The organism is Vallicoccus soli, assembly GCF_003594885.1.
In the GTDB taxonomy this organism is placed as follows: domain Bacteria; phylum Actinomycetota; class Actinomycetes; order Motilibacterales; family Motilibacteraceae; genus Vallicoccus; species Vallicoccus soli.
The window spans coordinates 218,876-235,258 of sequence record NZ_QZEZ01000006.1; the positions used below are offsets into that span (position 1 = coordinate 218,876).

General features: G+C 77.0%; 14 protein-coding genes. 7 read left to right on the top strand and 7 right to left on the bottom strand.

Annotation, left to right across the window (positions count from 1 at the left end; all coding sequences use genetic code 11):
- Nucleotides 1-682 precede the first annotated feature (682 nt).
- The 3 genes from D5H78_RS13840 to D5H78_RS13850 all read right to left on the bottom strand — a co-directional run bounded on the left by D5H78_RS13840 (nt 683) and on the right by D5H78_RS13850 (nt 4,414).
- Nucleotides 683-1,375 carry a class I SAM-dependent methyltransferase gene (locus tag D5H78_RS13840; RefSeq protein WP_119951057.1) on the bottom strand — a complete coding sequence of 231 codons (693 nt, stop codon included), beginning with the start codon at nt 1,373-1,375 and terminating at the stop codon, nt 683-685.
- Nucleotides 1,372-2,175, bottom strand: a complete 804-nt coding sequence (locus D5H78_RS13845; RefSeq protein ID WP_119951058.1) for a pentapeptide repeat-containing protein — start codon at nt 2,173-2,175, stop codon at nt 1,372-1,374. The genes D5H78_RS13840 and D5H78_RS13845 overlap by 4 nt, the downstream gene beginning before the upstream one ends.
- A gap of 67 nt (nt 2,176-2,242) precedes the next feature.
- Nucleotides 2,243-4,414 (bottom strand): putative bifunctional diguanylate cyclase/phosphodiesterase, encoded by a 2,172-nt coding sequence (locus D5H78_RS13850; protein WP_133412065.1) that lies wholly within the window; start codon nt 4,412-4,414, stop codon nt 2,243-2,245.
- 131 nt (nt 4,415-4,545) lie between these two features.
- On the opposite strand from D5H78_RS13850, the gene D5H78_RS13855 reads away from it, so the two are divergent.
- A complete protein-coding gene (locus D5H78_RS13855) occupies nt 4,546-5,871 on the top strand; it encodes an aminotransferase class V-fold PLP-dependent enzyme (RefSeq protein WP_119951060.1) in 1,326 nt (441 codons plus the stop codon).
- Nucleotides 5,872-5,899: 28 nt separating this feature from the next.
- On the opposite strand, the gene D5H78_RS13860 is transcribed toward D5H78_RS13855, so the two are convergent.
- The gene (locus D5H78_RS13860; RefSeq protein WP_119951061.1) at nt 5,900-6,529 is read right to left on the bottom strand and encodes a flavodoxin family protein; all 630 of its coding nucleotides are present in this window, start codon (nt 6,527-6,529) and stop codon (nt 5,900-5,902) included.
- A 102-nt stretch (nt 6,530-6,631) separates the two neighbouring features.
- On the opposite strand from D5H78_RS13860, the gene D5H78_RS13865 reads away from it, so the two are divergent.
- Nucleotides 6,632-7,870: a glycosyltransferase gene (locus D5H78_RS13865; protein ID WP_218566611.1), complete on the top strand. Its 1,239-nt coding sequence runs from the start codon at nt 6,632-6,634 to the stop codon at nt 7,868-7,870.
- Here the strand turns inward: D5H78_RS13865 and D5H78_RS19805 are convergent.
- Together D5H78_RS19805 and D5H78_RS19810 are read right to left on the bottom strand one after the other, a co-directional pair.
- Nucleotides 7,851-8,984, bottom strand: coding sequence for a zinc-dependent alcohol dehydrogenase (locus tag D5H78_RS19805; protein ID WP_218566612.1), 1,134 nt, complete (start codon nt 8,982-8,984; stop codon nt 7,851-7,853). The genes D5H78_RS13865 and D5H78_RS19805 overlap by 20 nt on opposite strands.
- Complete coding sequence (locus D5H78_RS19810; RefSeq protein ID WP_218566613.1) at nt 8,981-9,946, bottom strand: Gfo/Idh/MocA family protein; 966 nt, start codon at nt 9,944-9,946, stop codon at nt 8,981-8,983. The genes D5H78_RS19805 and D5H78_RS19810 overlap by 4 nt, the downstream gene beginning before the upstream one ends.
- An 85-nt stretch (nt 9,947-10,031) precedes the next feature.
- On the opposite strand from D5H78_RS19810, the gene D5H78_RS13875 reads away from it, so the two are divergent.
- A complete protein-coding gene (locus D5H78_RS13875; protein WP_119951062.1) occupies nt 10,032-10,778 on the top strand; it encodes a helical backbone metal receptor in 747 nt (248 codons plus the stop codon).
- Nucleotides 10,779-10,784: 6 nt separating this feature from the next.
- On the opposite strand, the gene D5H78_RS13880 is transcribed toward D5H78_RS13875, so the two are convergent.
- Nucleotides 10,785-11,291 (bottom strand): MarR family winged helix-turn-helix transcriptional regulator, encoded by a 507-nt coding sequence (locus D5H78_RS13880; RefSeq protein ID WP_245941664.1) that lies wholly within the window; start codon nt 11,289-11,291, stop codon nt 10,785-10,787.
- Between the two features lie 97 nt (nt 11,292-11,388).
- Here D5H78_RS13880 and icmF point away from each other — a divergent pair, with 97 nt between their 5' ends.
- The 4 genes from icmF to D5H78_RS13900 all read left to right on the top strand — a co-directional run bounded on the left by icmF (nt 11,389) and on the right by D5H78_RS13900 (nt 16,370).
- Nucleotides 11,389-14,622: a fused isobutyryl-CoA mutase/GTPase IcmF gene (gene icmF / locus D5H78_RS13885; protein ID WP_119951063.1), complete on the top strand. Its 3,234-nt coding sequence runs from the start codon at nt 11,389-11,391 to the stop codon at nt 14,620-14,622.
- Nucleotides 14,623-14,753: 131 nt separating this feature from the next.
- Nucleotides 14,754-15,341 carry a hypothetical protein gene (locus tag D5H78_RS13890; RefSeq protein ID WP_119951064.1) on the top strand — a complete coding sequence of 196 codons (588 nt, stop codon included), beginning with the start codon at nt 14,754-14,756 and terminating at the stop codon, nt 15,339-15,341.
- Between the two features lie 42 nt (nt 15,342-15,383).
- A complete protein-coding gene (locus tag D5H78_RS13895; RefSeq protein WP_165865738.1) occupies nt 15,384-15,758 on the top strand; it encodes a peptidase inhibitor family I36 protein in 375 nt (124 codons plus the stop codon).
- Between the two features lie 84 nt (nt 15,759-15,842).
- On the top strand, nt 15,843-16,370 hold the full coding sequence (locus tag D5H78_RS13900; RefSeq protein ID WP_165865739.1) for a DUF1697 domain-containing protein: 528 nt from the start codon (nt 15,843-15,845) through the stop codon (nt 16,368-16,370).
- The last annotated feature ends 13 nt before the right edge of the window (nt 16,371-16,383 follow it).

Here is a 16,383-nt window from a genome sequence, read left to right on the forward strand (position 1 = left end):
GTGACGCCTGGCTGGTCAGACGCCCCGCAGCACCACCAACCAGCCGCCGCGATCATGCTCGGATGGCGCGCACCTGACCCCCGACGGGCAGCAGACCGACGACGACACCGGCACCCCCGCGCCATCCGCGCATGATCACGGCAGGACTGACGGCGAGCAGGATGAGCTGGGTGAGCGGGAGCTGCTGCTCGGGCAGCACCGCGTGAACACCCTGCTCGCCCGGGCGCTGCACGCCCTCGACGACCCCACCCTGCCCACCGTCACGGCCGGCACCTCACCCTGCACGGGCACGTCGACCTGCCCACCTGCTCGACGCCGGACGCACCCGCTACCAACCGGCCCAGCAGCTGCGCGACCACGTCCTCGCCAGCGACCACACCTGCGTGTTCCCCGGCTGCGCCCGCCCCGCCGCCCGCCGCCAGACCGACTCGTCCACGCACGGCACGACGACGGCGTCACGTCCGCGGACAACCTCCGACCCCTGTGCACGAGGCACCACGGGCTGACGACGAAGCAGCGCTGGACCAGCACCACCAGCGAGGACGCCGACACGGGGCCGACCATCACCTGGACCAGCCGCACCGGCCGCACCCTCACCACCGGCCCCACCCCCAGCCCCTGCACACCGCTGCCGCGCCACCAGCGCCCAGGACCAGCACGCCGACGCCCGCACCACCCGCACTCAGCGCTCGTGGCCGGGGCTCGACGACGAGCCACCGTCCTGGAGCGGGGCGCGCCAGACCAGCAGGTAGCGCCAGAGCAGCAGCCTCCGCACCCGGGCGCCGGGGAGGTGCCGAGCGGCGACGTCCCGCACCTCGCGGACCGTGAGGGCCGGCGCCGCGACCGGCATCGCGGCGTGGGTGGGCTCGTGCGCGTACCCGTGGCCGAGGCGCAGCACGCGGACGGCGCGCAGCCCGACGGCGAGGACGCGCTGGGTGACGTACGCGGCCGCCTCCACGGGCAGGTCCCGCGGCAGGTCGGTCCGGGGCAGGGCGACCGCGACGAGGACCCCGCCCGGGCGCAGGGACCGCGCGAGCCGCGGCAGTGCCAGGTCGAGCGGCAGGTGGTGCAGAGCGCTGACCGAGACCACGGCGTCGTACCCCGTCCCGGGCAGCGGGTCCCGCAGGACGTCCGCCCGCACCACGCGCACCGACGGCGGCACCCGGGCGCGGGCGGCCGCCACCATCCCCGGGTCGACGTCGAGCGCGTCGACGCGGGCGCCGCGCCGGGCCAGCCGCACGGCGAGCGCGCCCGCGCCGCAGCCGACGTCGAGGACCCGCAGCGGTCCGGGCGGGACCCGGTGCAGGAGGGTCCGGTGGTACCAGGCGTTGTGGTCCCACGCCCACGGGTGGGGGCGCGGCCGGTCGTCGGTCACCGCGTCGGCGCCGCGAGCGCCGCGGGCAGCCGGGTCCGCGCGTCGGTGCGCGCCGCGGCGACCTGGGGCCGGGTGACGAACAGCGCGTCGGCGAGGTCGGCGCCGCGCAGGTCCGCGCCGCGCAGGTCGGCGCCCAGCAGGTCCGCGAGGCCGAGGTCCACGCCCTCGAGCCGGGCCCCCAGGAGCAGCGCCCCCCGCAGGTCCGCCCGCCGCAGGTCCTGCCGCCGCAGGTCCCGCCCCGCGAGGTCCCGTCCGGCGAGGTCACGTCCCGCCCGGCCGCGGCCCTCCGCCCGCACCATCCGGCTGGCCGCGCGCAGCAGCGGCCCGACGCGCGTGCGGTGCCCGGCCACGTCGACGCGCGGCAGGTCCTCGGGGCCGAGCCCGGCGAGCCGGTCGGTCTCCTCGAGCAGCGCGCGGGCCTCGGCGTGCAGGGGCGCGGCGGCCGGGAAGGCGAGGACCTCGTCGAGGTACCAGAGCACCTCGTGCAGCTGGTGCACCACCGGCAGCGCCGCGAGCTGGCCGCGGGCGGCCGGGCCGTCCCGCCAGTGCCGGCCGCCGTACGTCACCTGCGACACCCGCTGCCCCGCGCCGAAGCAGTCGTACGCGACGCAGCCGGGGAACCCGCGCTGCGGCAGCCGGTCGTGGATGCCGCACCGGTCGTCGCGCCGCAGGTGCCGGCACGGCTCCCCCGCGGGCTTGTCGTACCCGAAGTCGGCGGACCGGGAGAACGGCAGGCCGACGCAGCACAGCGCGTGGCAGCTCCCGCAGTCGGCGACGAGCTCGGCGCGGGTGGGGGGCACGTCGGGCGAGGGTACGCGCGCGGGCCGGCGCCCGGCCGCGCCCGGCGCCGGCCGCCGCCCCCCGGCGTCAGGTGCCGTACCGCCGGACGCTGCGCAGGTCGACGACCGGCGCCCGCGAGGCGACCGCCGTGCCGCGCAGCGGCGGCAGGGCGACGAGCGCCATGGCGTCCTCGACGGGGACCGGACGGGCGAAGTGGTAGCCCTGCCCGAAGGGGCAGCCGAGCTCGGCGAGCGCCGCGGCCTGCTCCCCGGTCTCGACGCCCTCCGCGACGAGCTGCAGGTCGAGCGTGCTCCCCAGGTCGACGATGGCGCGCACGACGGCCTCGTCCTGCGGGTTGCCCGGCACCTCGTCGAGGAACGACCGGTCGATCTTCAGCACGTCGATGGCGAACCGGCGCAGGTAGCTCAGCGACGAGTAGCCGGTGCCGAAGTCGTCGAGGGCGAGGCTCACGCCGAGCGCCTGCAGCGCCGCGAGCCGGCTGCGGGTGACCTCACCGTCCTGCATGAGCAGGCTCTCGGTGAGCTCGAGGGTGAGGTGGTGCGGGTCGAGCCCGGCCGCCCCGAGCGCCGCCTCGACCTCGCCGACGAGCCCCGGGTGCTGGAACTGCCGCGCGCTGAGGTTCACGCTGACCGTCACCCCGGCGCCGTGCGCGCCGCTGCGCTGCCAGGCGGCCGCGTGCCGGCACGCCTCGCGCAGGGCCCAGCGCCCGATGGACAGGATGAGGTCGCTCTCCTCGGCGAGCGGCACGAACTCCCCGGGCATGAGGAGCCCGCGGCGCGGGTGGCGCCAGCGCAGCAGCGCCTCGAACGACACGATGCTGCCCGTCACCAGGTCGACGATCGGCTGGTGGTGGAGCACGAGCTCCTCGTGCTCCAGCGCCTCCTCGAGGTCCGCGCGCAGCGCGCGCCGCGCCAGCTCGGCGGCGTGGTGCCGCGGCTGGAAGAGCTCGGCGCGGCCCTTGCCGGCCTTCTTCGCGGTGTACATGGCGGCGTCGGCCGCGCGGACGATGTCGTCGGCCCCGCCGAGGGCGTCGCTCGTGGCGATGCCGATGGAGGCGCTGGGCACGATCGAGCGCCCGCCCAGCGCGAGCGGGGCGGCGACCGCGGCGAGCACCCGCTGGGCGACCGCGGGCGCGTCGCAGGCCGCCCCGGCCCCGGCGAGGAGCACGGCGAACTCGTCGCCGCCGAGGCGGGCCACGACGTCCGAGGGGCGCACGACGGCGCGCAGCCGCTCGGCGACCGTGGTGAGCAGCAGGTCGCCGCCCTCGTGCCCCGCCGAGTCGTTGACGACCTTGAGGTTGTCGAGGTCGACGAAGAGCACCGCCGAGACCCGTCCCTCCGCGCGCGTGCGCTGCACCTCCTCGAGGAAGAGCGCGCGGTTGGGCAGCCCGGTGAGCGAGTCGTGGTACGCCTGGTGCCGCAGCCGGTCCTCGAGCTCGCGGCGGTCGGTCACGTCCCGGGCGGCCAGGACGATGCCGCCCACCGCCGGGTCGGACTGCAGGTCGTTGCCCGCCGCCTCGACGTGGCGCCACGTGCCGTCGCGGTGGCGCAGCCGCAGCGCGACCGGCGGCGGGGTGGGGCCGCCCGCGGACACCTCGCCGAGGTAGGCGCACAGCCGGGCCGTGTCGTCGGGGTGCAGCAGGTCGTGGACCCTGCGCCCCACGACGTCCTCGGGCGCGAGGCCGAGCAGGCCCTGCAGGGAGGGGCTCGTCCAGCGCACCGTGCCGTCCCGGCCGACGACGGTGATGAGGTCGGAGGAGTTGTGGACCAGGGAGCGCGAGTGCGCGCCCGCGGCCAGCGCGTCGAGCAGGTCGTTGAAGGCGCGCGCCGTGCGCCCGAGCTCGTCGTCGGAGTCCACCGCGATGTGCGCCGGTCCGGTCGCGACGCCGCCCCAGTCGCCGGTGGCGCCGGCGCGCAGCACGGTGTCCGCGGCGAGGCGCAGGTGGCGGCTGAGCTCGGCGAGGCGGCGCCCGACGACGAGGCGGGACAGGCCGTGGTTCAGGGCGCCCACGATGAACCCGGCGGCGAGGCACGACCCGACGAAGAGGGGGTCGTACGGCCCGTCGTCGCTCACCCGCAGCAGGGCGACGAAGGGCGGGAAGGCGAGGCCGACCACCAGCCCCAACCCCACCATCCAGATGGCCAGGTCGGTGAAGACCCGGTCGGTCACCGGCCGGGTGAGGAGGGCGGCGACCCGCCGCCGTCCCCCGTCCGGGCGATCGTCCCCGTGAGGTGCCATGCCGACCCCTTCGGCACGTCCGGCCCGCGCCTTGAGCGGCCGTCCGGGGGCTTGAGGCCGGGGCCCGGGCTGCCGAGTCCTCTCCCGTCCGGGGGGACGGGGGCGGAGCCGAGGAGGGGTGGACCGTGAGGATGCCGCTGGTGGGGGACGGGGTGCTGGTGCCCGTGGCGGGGGGGCCGCCGCGCCCGTACGTGGACCTCGACGCGGCGGCGAGCACGTCGCCGTCGGTGCGCGTGGCGGCGGCGGTCGCGGACTTCCTGCCCTGGTGCTCGAGCGTGCACCGCGGGGCCGGGCTGAAGTCGCGCGTGTCGAGCGAGCGGTTCGAGCAGGCGCGCGACACCGTCCTGCGCTTCGTGGGCGCCGACCCGGTGGAGCACCAGGCGGTCTTCGTGCGCGGCACCACCGAGGCCCTCAACGTCGCCGCCGCCCGCCTCGGGCTCACCCGCGACGACGTCGTCCTCACGACGGTCGCGGAGCACCACTCCAACCTCCTGCCGTGGCGGCGCCACGCGGCGGTCCGCTACGTCGACGTGGACGTGGACGGCACCTTCACCGTCGACGACGTGGTCGCGGGGCTCGACGCGTCCCCGCGCCCGAAGGTCCTCGCGCTCACCGGCGCGTCCAACGTCACCGGCTGGGTGCCGCCGCTCGCGGAGATCGCCGCGGCCGCCCGCGCCCGCGGGGTCCTCGTCGTCGTCGACGGCGCGCAGCTCGCCCCGCACCGCCCGGTGCGCATGGCCGAGCTGGGCATCGACGTGCTGGCGCTCAGCGGGCACAAGATGCACGCCCCGTACGGCGCCGGGGCGCTCGTCGCCCCCCGCCGCCTGCTCGCGCAGGGCGAGCCGCTGCTCGTCGGCGGCGGCGCGGTGAGCGCGGTCGGGCTGCACGACGTGCAGTGGGGACCGGCCCCCGACCGGGACGAGGCCGGCTCGCCGAACGTCGTCGGCGTGGTCGCGCTCGACGCGGCGGTGCAGGAGCTCGGGATGCGCGGCTGGGCGGCGACGCTGCGCCACGAGCGCCGGCTCGCCGCCGAGCTCGACCGCCAGCTCGCGACCGTCCCGGGCCTGGTCCGCTACGGCCCCCGCGACGCCGACGCCCTGGCCCTCGCCACCTTCAACCTCGAGGGCGTGCCGCACGGGCTGGTGGCGGCCCGGCTGTCGTACGAGCACGGCATCGGCGTGCGCAGCGGCTGCTTCTGCGCCCACCCGCTCGTCACCCGGCTGCTCGGCCTCGACGCCGAGCGCACCGCGCTGTTCCGCGAGCAGGTGCGCCGCGGGGACCACCACGACCTGCCGGGCGCGGTGCGGGCGAGCACCGGCCACGGCAGCGACGTGGGCGACGTGGTGCGGCTCGGCGAGGCGCTGCGGGCGATCGCCGCCTCGCCCGGGCGCGCGGCGGACTACGAGGTCACGGGCTCGGGCGAGCACGTGCCGCGCGACGCCGCCGCGGCCGCCTGAGGCGCCGGCGGTCGGGCGGCCGCGCCGCTCAGGAGGCCGGCGGGTAGGGCGAGGCCTTGAGCAGCCGGGCGAGGTGCGCGGCGTTCGCCGCGACCGTGGCGGTGGTGGAGGCGACGCCGTCCGGCGTCCGCGGCAGGTCCTTGTAGTCCCGCGCCTCGCCCATGGCCTCGTCGTTCCAGTACGTCACCGCGTTCGCCGCGAGGCTGAAGCCGACGTCGTTGAGGCCCTGGTAGAGGATCCCGGTGATGTGGTGGGCGCCGTCCTCGTTGCCCACGACGGCGCCGACGGCGACCTTGCCGAAGGTCTCGAGGCGGCCCTGGTCGTCGGTGTACGACAGCTCGGCGTCGAGCCGCTCGAGCACGCGCTGGCAGACGCTGGAGTGCTGGCCCATCCAGGTGGGCGTCGCGAGCACGAGCACGTCGGCCTCGAGGACCTGCCGGCGGATCGCGGGCCAGGCGTCGCCGTCGCCCATGTCCGCCTCGACGCCGGGCTTGACGTCGTGGTCGACGACGCGCACCACCTCGCCGTACGTGACCCCGTGCTCGCCCAGCGCCTCGAGGACCTGCTGGGCGATGAGGACGCTGCTCGAGGCGTCGGGCGAGGGGGTGAGGGTGCAGGACAGGGCGACGGCGCGCAGGGGCGGGGTCTGGTCGGTCATGCCGGCCAGCGTCCCCGCCCCGGCCGGAGATCACTCGTGCGCGACAGGAACCCCTCCCGTGGTGCATGCTCCCCCTCGGCCGACGGACCGGCGGGAGGGCGCGTGCACGGACAGGACCGGCAGGACCGGCAGGACCGGCAGGAGGGCGGCGCGGCGGGGGTGGGCCGCCCGCTCACGGTGCTCGTGGACGCGGGGCCGTGGCTGCCCGTCCCCCCGGCGGGGTACGGCGGGATCGAGACCGTCGTCGCGACCCTGGTGCCCGAGCTGCGCCGGCTCGGGGTGCGGGTCGTCCTCGCCGCGGTGGGCGGCAGCGCGCTGGAGGCGGACGGTCGGGTGACCACGCTGCCGCACGGGCAGCTCGAGCGGGTCACGGCGCCGTACAACCGCAGCTCGGGCGTCGCGCACGCGCACATGCAGGCCGTCGTCGCCGCGCTGCGGGCCGACCCGTCCATCGACCTCGTGCACGACCACCTCGAGGTCGTGGGCCCGGCCGTGCTCGCCGCGATGGGCGAGGCCGCGCCGCCGGTGCTGCAGACGCTGCACTGGGACCTGCGCAAGCACCGCGAGTTCTACGAGACCTTCGACGGGCGCGGGCGGGTGTTCTTCGCCGGGGTGTCCGACAGCCAGGTCGAGCGGGCGCCGCTCAACCTGCGCCGCCAGGTGCTGGCCAGCGTGCCGCTGGCGGTGCCGCCGCCGCTGCCCCTGCCCGCGCCGCGGCGGTCGGGGGAGCCGTACGCGCTCGTGCTCGCCCGCGTCACGCGCGACAAGGGCCAGGACCTGGCGGCCCGCGCGTGCCGGCGCGCCGGGCGCCGCCTCGTGCTCGCCGGACCGGTGGCGGGGGTCGACGACCCCGCGGAGCTCGCGCGGCGGCTCGCCGACCCCGCCGACCCGCTGCAGGGCGACCCGGACGCGGCGTACTGGCGGGAGGAGGTCGCCCCGCTCGTCGACGGCGACCGGGTGCGCTGGGTGGGCGGCGTCGCCGGCGAGGAGAAGGAGCGGCTGCTCCAGGGCGCCGACGCCCTGCTGACCCCGGTCCGCTGGGCCGAGCCGGGCGCGACGGGCGTGGTCGAGGCGCTGGTGCGCGGGGTCCCCGTGGTGGCGACGCCGCTCGGGGTGCTGCCCTCGCTGGTCGAGGACGGCGTCAACGGCTTCCTCGCCGACGACGAGGAGGGGCTCGCCGCAGCGCTGCGCCGGGTGGGCTCCCTGGACCCGGCCCGGGTGCGGGCGTCCGCGGACCGCTGGACGCCCGAGGCGATGGCCCGCAGCTACCTCGCGCTCTACCGCCGGGTGCTGGCGCTCGCCGGCCCGCGCCGCGAGGACCTCACGGCGTCGTCGCGCTGAGGCCCGGCACCCCGGGCGCGACGAGCACCGCCTGCAGCACGTGCCGCCGCCGCGCGGCCAGGTCGGCGTAGAGCGCGGGCGCCTCCGCCAGCGGGACGAGGTCGCTCACGAGGTGCTCGCGCACCGCGGCCCCGCGGGCGAGGAGCAGGTCGACCGTGGCCGCCGACAGCCGCTCGCGGTCCCACGCGTGCCCGAGCCCGCGCGGCACCCGGCCGATCTGCGCGCAGACCAGGCGCAGCCCGTTGTGGTGGAACTCCTCGCCGAGCCGGAGCTCACCGGCGCCGCCGGGGTAGAAGGCCAGGTCGACGACGGTGCCCTGCGGCCGGAGCGCGCGCAGCGCGTCGTGCAGCGCCGCCGCCTGCCCGCGGCCCTGCAGCACGAGGTCCGCGCCCCGGTCGCCGGCGGCGTGCCGCCAGCGCTCCTTGGCCCAGGTGCCGAGGTCGGTCGATGAGGTGTCCACGGGGACGAGCCCGAGGCCGGCGGCGGCCGCGAGGCGCTCCGGCGTGGGGTCCGCGACCGCCACCTCGGCCGCCCCGTGGTGCGCGGCGAGCAGCCCCGTGAGCAGGCCGACGACGCCGGCCCCGGTGACGACGACGCGCCGGCCGCGCACCCCGGCGCCGAGGTCGGCCGCCGCGGCGCCCGCGCCGAGCAGGTCCTCCGCCGCGTGCAGCAGCCCGTTGGCGCAGATCGGGCCCATGTGGGCGACGTACGTGCCGAGGACCGGGTCGAGCCCCTCCGGCAGCACGACCGCCCGCTCGGCGAGCGGGTCGAGGTCGTGGCCCGTCGCGTGCCCGTACGTCGCCGCGACCGCCGCGCCCTCCGGCAGGTGCGGGCTGCGGCTCTCCACCACCCGCCCGACCTGCATGTAGCCGAGCTTGCGGACCGGGTACGCGGGCGCGCCCCCGCCGTCGCGGAACAGCCCGAGGGTGCCGTCCCAGGTGCGGGTCAGGGCCGGGTTCGTGCCCTTGAGGAACGTCAGCTCGGTCCCGGCCGAGACGCCCGAGGCGAGGGTGTCGACCCGTACGGACCCCTCGGCGAGCGGCCCCTGCCCGACCGGCACCCACGCGACCTCGCCGGGCCCGGTCACCTGGAGCACCTCGACGGTGCGGGTCACCGCGGCACCTCGACCGGGGCGCCGGTGCGCGCGGACTCGGCGAGCGCCCAGCCCACCCGGTGCGTGCGCAGCGCCTCGGCGTAGGGCACGCGGACGAGCGAGGGGTCGCCGGTGCGCACCGCCGCGCAGAACTCGGCGTCGACCCGCTGCTTGGACACCCCGTCGTCGGGGACGCGCTCGCTGCGCCCGTCGACCTCGAGGCGGGTCTCGAGCTCCCCGACCTCGACGAGGGTGCGCTCGCCGACCAGCGTCAGGGACGCCGCGTGCTTGCGGTCGAGCAGCGAGGTGGCGACCAGCGTCGCGACGGCGCCGCCGTCGAGGACGAGCGTCGCCGCGGTCGCCGCGTCCACCAGGGCGGGGTCGCGGTCCGGCAGGGCCGCGGCGTGCGCGCTGACCCGCACGGGCTCGCCGGCGAGCAGGCGCAGCACGTCGAGCAGGTGCGTCGCCTGCTCCACGAGCTGCCCGCCGGACAGGTCGCGCCGCGGCCACCACGCGACCGGGGGCACCTTGTCGAGCCAGGCGCCGTGGGCGAGTCGTACGGGGGTGCCGTCCAGCGCCTCGCGCGCCCGCTCGACCCCGGGCATCCCGCGCCAGTGGTAGCCGGTCGCGGTGACCAGCCCGGCCGCCGCGACCTCCGCCGCGACCGCCTCGGCCGTCGCCAGGTCCGCGGCCAGCGGCTTCTCCACGAGGAACGGCAGGCCCGCCGCGACGACCGCCCGCTCGGCGTCGCCGTGGGCGAACGGCGGCAGGCAGAGCCACACCGCGTCGAGCCCGGGCGCGGCGAGGAGCGCGTCGAGGTCCGGGTACGCCGTCGCCCCGTGCTCGTCCGCCAGCGCGCGGGCCCGCCCGGCGTCGGTGTCGGTCACCGCGACGAGCGACACCCCCTCGAGCCCCGCCAGCACCTGCGCGTGCCGCGCCCCGACCCCGCCCGCCCCGACCAGCCCCGCCCGCAGCCCGTCCATGGGCCTCCTCCCGCTCGATGGTGCCGACGAGCACCGGCATGCCCACGCGGTCCCGGTCCACCCCTGCGGGTGCGAGGGTGGGGGAGTGCGCGACGACCTCGGCCTCGACGTGGCGGTGCCGGCGGATGTGCGGCGGGTGGTGAGCCTCGTGCCTTCGCTGACCGAGGCGGTCGCCGCCACCGGGCGCGGGCTGCTCGTGGGCGCGACGGACTGGTGCAGCCACCCGCCGGACCTCGCGGTGCGCAGGGTGCGGGGCACGAAGAACCCCGACGTCGCCGCGGTCGTCGACCTCGCGCCCGACCTCGTCCTGGCCAACCAGGAGGAGAACCGCGCCGCCGACCTCGACGCCCTGCGCGCCGCCGGGCTCGCGGTGTGGGTGACCGACGTCCGTACGGTCGACGGCGCCCTCGCCTCGCTCGGCCGCGCGCTCGGCGCCTGCGGGCTCGGCCGACCGGGCTGGCTGGACGCGGCGGCCGCGGCCTGGGCCGCGGTGCCGGAGCCGGCCGTGCGGCGCCGGGCGGTCGTGCCCGTGTGGCGGCGGCCGTGGATGGCGCTGGGCCGCGACACCTTCGCCGGCGACGTCCTGCGCCGGCTCGGCGTCGACCACGTGCTCGCGGACCACCCGGAGCGCTACCCCCGGTTCGACCCGGCGGCGCTCGGCCCGCTCGACCTCGTCGTGCTGCCCGACGAGCCGTACGCCTTCACCGCCGACGACGGCCCGGAGGCCTTCCCCGGCGTCCCCGCCGCCCTCGTCGACGGGCGCTCCCTCACCTGGTACGGCCCGAGCATGGTCGAGGCACCCGCCCGCCTGGCGGCCGCGCTCGACGTCTAGCGCCCGTCAGAAGTCGCCGGCGTCGCGGCGCAGGTCGGCGAGGACGTCGACGAGGCGCCGCGCCCGCTCGGCGTCGAGGCCGGGCGCGGCGAACACCTCGGCGTTGAGCCGGGCCGTGGCGGCGAGGGCGAGGTCGCGCCCCGCGGGCGTCAGCGCGACGAGGGTGGTGCGGCGGTCGCTGGGGTGCTGCTCGCGGCGCACGAGACCGGCGGCCTCGAGCCGGTCGACGGCGTTCGTGACGCTCGTCGGGTGCACCTGCAGCCGCGCGCCGATCTTCGCCATGGGCAGGGAGCCGGCGCGGCTGAAGTGCAGCAGGACGAGGAGCTCGTAGCGCGCGAAGGTGACGCCCAGCGGGCGCAGCACCGCCTCGACGCGCGCCAGCACGATCTGCTGGGCGCGCATGAGCGAGGTGACGGCGGCCATGCCGTCGGCCGCCTCGCCCCAGCCGTGCGCGACCCACTGCCGGTGCGCCTCGGCGACGGGGTCCAGGGCGAGGGCGGGCGTGTCCGGCACGGCGCCGATCGTACGCCCGTGGACGTCCGTCGGTAGGACGTCCTAGCATCGGGGGGTCCCGGCACCCGGGGCACCCTCGACGACGAGGAGCACCGCCGTGAGCGACGCCCCGGCCCTGCACGTCCCCTCGCGGCCGGTCCGGCTCGTGACCGCGGCGAGCCTCTTCGACGGCCACGACGCCGCCATCAACGTCATGCGCCGGCTGCTGCAGGCCCAGGGCGCGGAGGTGGTCCACCTGGGGCACGACCGCTCGGTCGAGGACGTCGTCACCGCGGCGGTGCAGGAGGACGTGCAGGGCGTGGCCGTGTCGTCGTACCAGGGCGGGCACGTCGAGTACTTCGGCTACCTGGTCGAGCGGCTGCGCGAGCGCGGGGCCGGGCACGTCAGGGTGTACGGCGGCGGCGGCGGCGTCATCGTGCCGGAGGAGATCGCCCTGCTCGCCGGGCGCGGGGTGCGCATCTTCAGCCCGCAGGACGGCCAGCGGCTCGGTCTGCCCGGCATGGTCAACACCCTCGTGCGCGAGTGCGACGTCGACCTCGCCGCCGACGGGCCCGACGTCGACGCGCTGCTGGCCGGGGACGAGGCCGCGCTCGCGCGCGCCGTCACCGTGCTCGAGGCGGGGGCCGACCCGGCCCTGGCCGAGCGCGTGCGCTCCGCCCCGCCCGTCCCCGTGCTCGGCATCACCGGCACGGGCGGCTCGGGGAAGTCCTCCCTGACCGACGAGCTGGTCCGCCGGCTGCGCCGCGACACCGAGGACGAGGTGCGCGTCGCGGTGCTCGCCGTGGACCCCTCGCGCCGTCGCGGCGGGGGCGCCCTGCTCGGCGACCGCATCCGGATGGGCAGCATCGCCGCCGGGACCGTGTTCTTCCGCTCCCTCGCCACCCGCAGCCCCGGGGCCCAGGTGCCCGAGCACCTCGGGGACTGCATCGCCGCCTGCGCCGCGGCCGGCGTCGACCTCGTCGTCCTGGAGACGCCGGGCATCGGTCAGGGCGACGCCGCGGTCGTCCCGTTCTCCGACGTCGCGCTCTACGTCATGACGCCGGACTACGGCGCCGCCAGCCAGCTCGAGAAGATCGACATGCTCGACCTCGCCGACGTGGTCGCGGTCAACAAGTTCGAGCGCCGCGGCGCCGAGGACGCCCGCCGCGACGTGGCCCGCCAGGTGGTCCGCAACCGGGAGGCCTTCGGGACGCCCTGGGAGGAGATGCCGGTCTTCGGCACGAGCGCGGCCCGGTTCGACGACGACGGGGTCACGGCCCTCTACCACCACGTCGTGGACCTGCTGCGGGGCAAGGGCCTCACCGCGCCGACCGGGGCGCTGCCGCGGGTCGCCACGCGGGTGTCCACCGGGCTGACCAGCGTGCTGCCGCCCTCGCGGGTGCGCTACCTCGCCGAGGTGGCCGACACGGTGCGCGCCCACCACCAGCGGACCCGCCAGCAGGCCGACGCGGCACGGCGCCGGCAGCAGCACGCGGCGACGTACGACGCCCTGCTCGCGGCGGGCGAGGAGGAGACGGCCCGCGCGGTGGCCGCGCTGCGCGACGCGGCGGAGGCCGAGCTCGACGGCGACGTGCGCAGCGGGCTCGAGCGCTGGCCGCAGGTGGTGGAGGCGTACTCCGCGGACGAGCTGGTGTACCGCGTGCGGGGGCGGGAGGTGCGCGCGCCGCTGCGCGTGGAGACGCTGTCGGGGTCGCGGCTGCCGCGGGTGGCCCTGCCCCGCACGCGGGACCACGGCGAGCTCGTGGCGTTCCTGCGCGGGGAGGGCCTGCCCGGGTCCTTCCCCTACACGGCGGGCGTGTTCCCGCTGCGGCGCAGCGGCGAGGCGCCGGCGCGCATGTTCGCCGGCGAGGGCGACCCGGCGCGCACGAACCGGCGGTTCCACCTGCTCAGCGAGGGGCAGCCCGCGACCCGGCTGTCCACCGCGTTCGACTCGGTGACCCTCTACGGGCGCGACCCGTCCGACCGGCCCGACGTGTACGGCAAGGTCGGCACCTCCGGCGTCTCGGTCGCCACGCTCGACGACGTGGCCGTGCTCTACTCCGGGTTCGACCTCTGCTCGCCGACGACGTCGGTGTCGATGACGATCAACGGGCCCGCGCCCGCCGTGCTGGCGATGTTCCTGTGCACCGCCGTCGACCAGCAGCTCGACCGCTTCCGCGAGGAGCACGGCCGCGAGCCGAGCGCGGACGAGGCGGAGGAGGTGCGCAGGAGAGCGTTGTCCACGGTCCGGGGGACGGTGCAGGCCGACATCCTCAAGGAGGACCAGGGGCAGAACACCTGCATCTTCTCCACCGAGTTCGCCCTGCGGTGCATGGCCGACGTGCAGGAGTGGTTCGTCGAGCACGGGGTCCGCAACTTCTACTCGGTGAGCATCAGCGGCTACCACATCGCCGAGGCCGGGGCGAACCCGATCAGCCAGCTCGCCTTCACCCTGGCGAACGGCTTCACGTACGTCGAGGCGTACCTCGCCCGCGGCATGGCGGTCGACGACTTCGCGCCGAACCTCTCGTTCTTCTTCAGCAACGGGATGGACGCGGAGTACACCGTGCTCGGCCGGGTCGCCCGGCGCATCTGGGCGGTGGCGATGCGGGACCGCTACGGCGCCGACGAGCGCTCGCAGAAGCTGAAGTACCACGTGCAGACGTCGGGGCGGTCGCTGCACGCGCAGGAGATGTCGTTCAACGACATCCGCACGACGCTGCAGGCGCTGTGCGCGGTCTACGACAGCGCCAACAGCCTGCACACCAACGCGTACGACGAGGCGGTCACCACGCCGACGGCGGAGTCGGTGCGCCGCGCCCTCGCGATCCAGATGGTCATCGACCGCGAGTGGGGGATCGCCGACAACGAGAACCCGCTGCAGGGCAGCTTCGTCGTGGAGGAGCTCACCGAGCTCGTCGAGCAGGCGGTGCTCGAGGAGTTCGACCGGATCGCCGAGCGCGGCGGGGTCCTCGGCGCCATGGAAACCGGTTACCAGCGAGGGCGCATCCAGGACGAGTCGATGCTCTACGAGCACCGCAAGCACGACGGCAGCCTCCCGATCATCGGCGTCAACACCTTCCTGGCGCCGGAGGGGGACCGCGAGGAGCCGGCCCCGGTCGAGCTGGCCCGCGCCACCGAGGAGGAGAAGCGCTCGCAGCTGCGCCGGCTCGCGGAGTTCCACGAGCGGCACCGCCACGAGGCGCCGGCGGCGCTCGCGAGGCTGCGCGAGGTCGCGACGTCCGGCGGCAACGTCTTCGACGCGCTCATGGAGGCCGTGCGCTGCTGCTCGCTGGGGCAGATCACCGAGGCGTTCTTCGAGGTGGGCGGCCAGTACCGCCGCAGCGTCTGAGCGACCCGCGGCGAACTTCCGTGCACGGGGCGTATCAGCAGCTTCCCCTGCGGCTCTGACCCGGTGGCGCCCGCAGCGGGCGCCCACCCACAGATCCCGTAGGGCGCAGCCCTGAGCGAAGGAGCCTCTGCATGACCACGTCCGCCCACCCGGCGACGACCACCCGGCGGCGCGTCGCGCTCGCCACGGCCACGGCGCTGGCGGTCACCCCGCTGCTGCTGGCCGGCCCCGCCTCGGCGGCGGGGGCCGCCCCGGCGCAGGCCCTCGCGGCCACCGCCGAGGTCCCGTCGCACCAGCTCTGGAGCGACGTCGAGGACGGCGTCACCCGCTCGGGCGCGCGCCGCATGCGCACCCAGGCGACGTTCCACATCGCCGAGCGGCGCGTCACGGCCCTCACCCGCACCTGGAACGGCGTGGCGCTCACGGGCTTCACCGGCGCCGTGCAGCTGGTCTTCCTCGACGCGAACGACCGCGTCATCGGTGCCGGCGGCGTGCGCACCTACGGCGTCGACGGCACGTGGATCGGGCGGTACGACCGCACCGACTACTGGGAGGAGCACGTCGACGGGCCGTGGATGGCCGACGTCGCCTCGGTGCGCGTCGTCCACAGCCACGCCGGCAAGGTGCGGCTCAAGGAGATCGTCGCGTACGCCGTCGACACCGCCTCGCCGGTCGTCGACCTCGTGAACCGGCTCAACGCCGCCAAGCCCGCCAGCTGACCGCACCCCACGACACCCTACGGAGAGACCACCAGCATGAGCATGACGAAGCGCGTCCCCGCCGTCACCGTCCTCGCCGGCCTCGTCCTCGCCGCGACCGCCACGGGGGCGGCCGCGGAGGGACCCGGCGACGTGACGCTGTGGGAGGACTACAGCTACACCGGCAGCAAGTACATCGACTACGCCCAGGGCAGCTCCGACGCCGACGAGGTCGAGATCCACTGGTGGGACGGCGACAACGAGATCAGCTCGGTGAAGAACATGACGGGCAAGTGGCTCGTCCTCTACGCCGACGACGGCCAGCGCGGCAAGAAGGTCTGCCTGCGCCCGGGCGCCATGGTGGCGAACCTCGGCTGGTACGGCTTCAACGACCAGGCCGAGAGCCTCGCCCTGCGCGACACCAACCCCTGCGCCTGAGCGCGCGGGGCCGACGACGAGGGGCCGTCCGGGCGACCGGGCGGCCCCTCGCCGTGCGCGCCCGGCGGTGGCAGGATCCGGGCCGTGCGCTGCGCCCTGCTCGTGCGCGCCGTCAACGTCGGCGGCCGCAGCCGGCTGCCCTCGGCCGACCTGCGGCGCGCGGTCGAGGCGGCCGGCGGGACGCAGGTCGCGACGTACCTGCAGAGCGGCAACGCCGTCTGCGGCACCGACCTCGCCCCGGACGCCCTGGCCGTCCGCGTCGAGGCGGCGCTGGCGGACGTGGCGGGGGTCCGCACCGACGTCCTCGCGCGCACCGGCGAGGAGCTGGCCGCCGTCGTCGCGGCGAACCCGTTCCCCGACGCCCTCGCGCAGCCGTCCTGGCTGCACGTGGTCTTCCTCGGCGCGCCGCTCGCCCCGGAGGTCGCCGCGGGGCTCGACCCCGCCGCGTGGCTGCCCGACCGGTTCGCCGTCGCCGGGCGGGAGGTCTACGCGGCGTACGCCGGCGGCTCGGGCCGCAGCCGGATGAGCGCCGGGCTCCTGCGGGGCGTGCCCCTCGTCGCCACCGCCCGGAACTGGGGCACCGTCCGGGCGCTGGCCGAGCGCACCGCCTGAGGCCCGCCCCGGC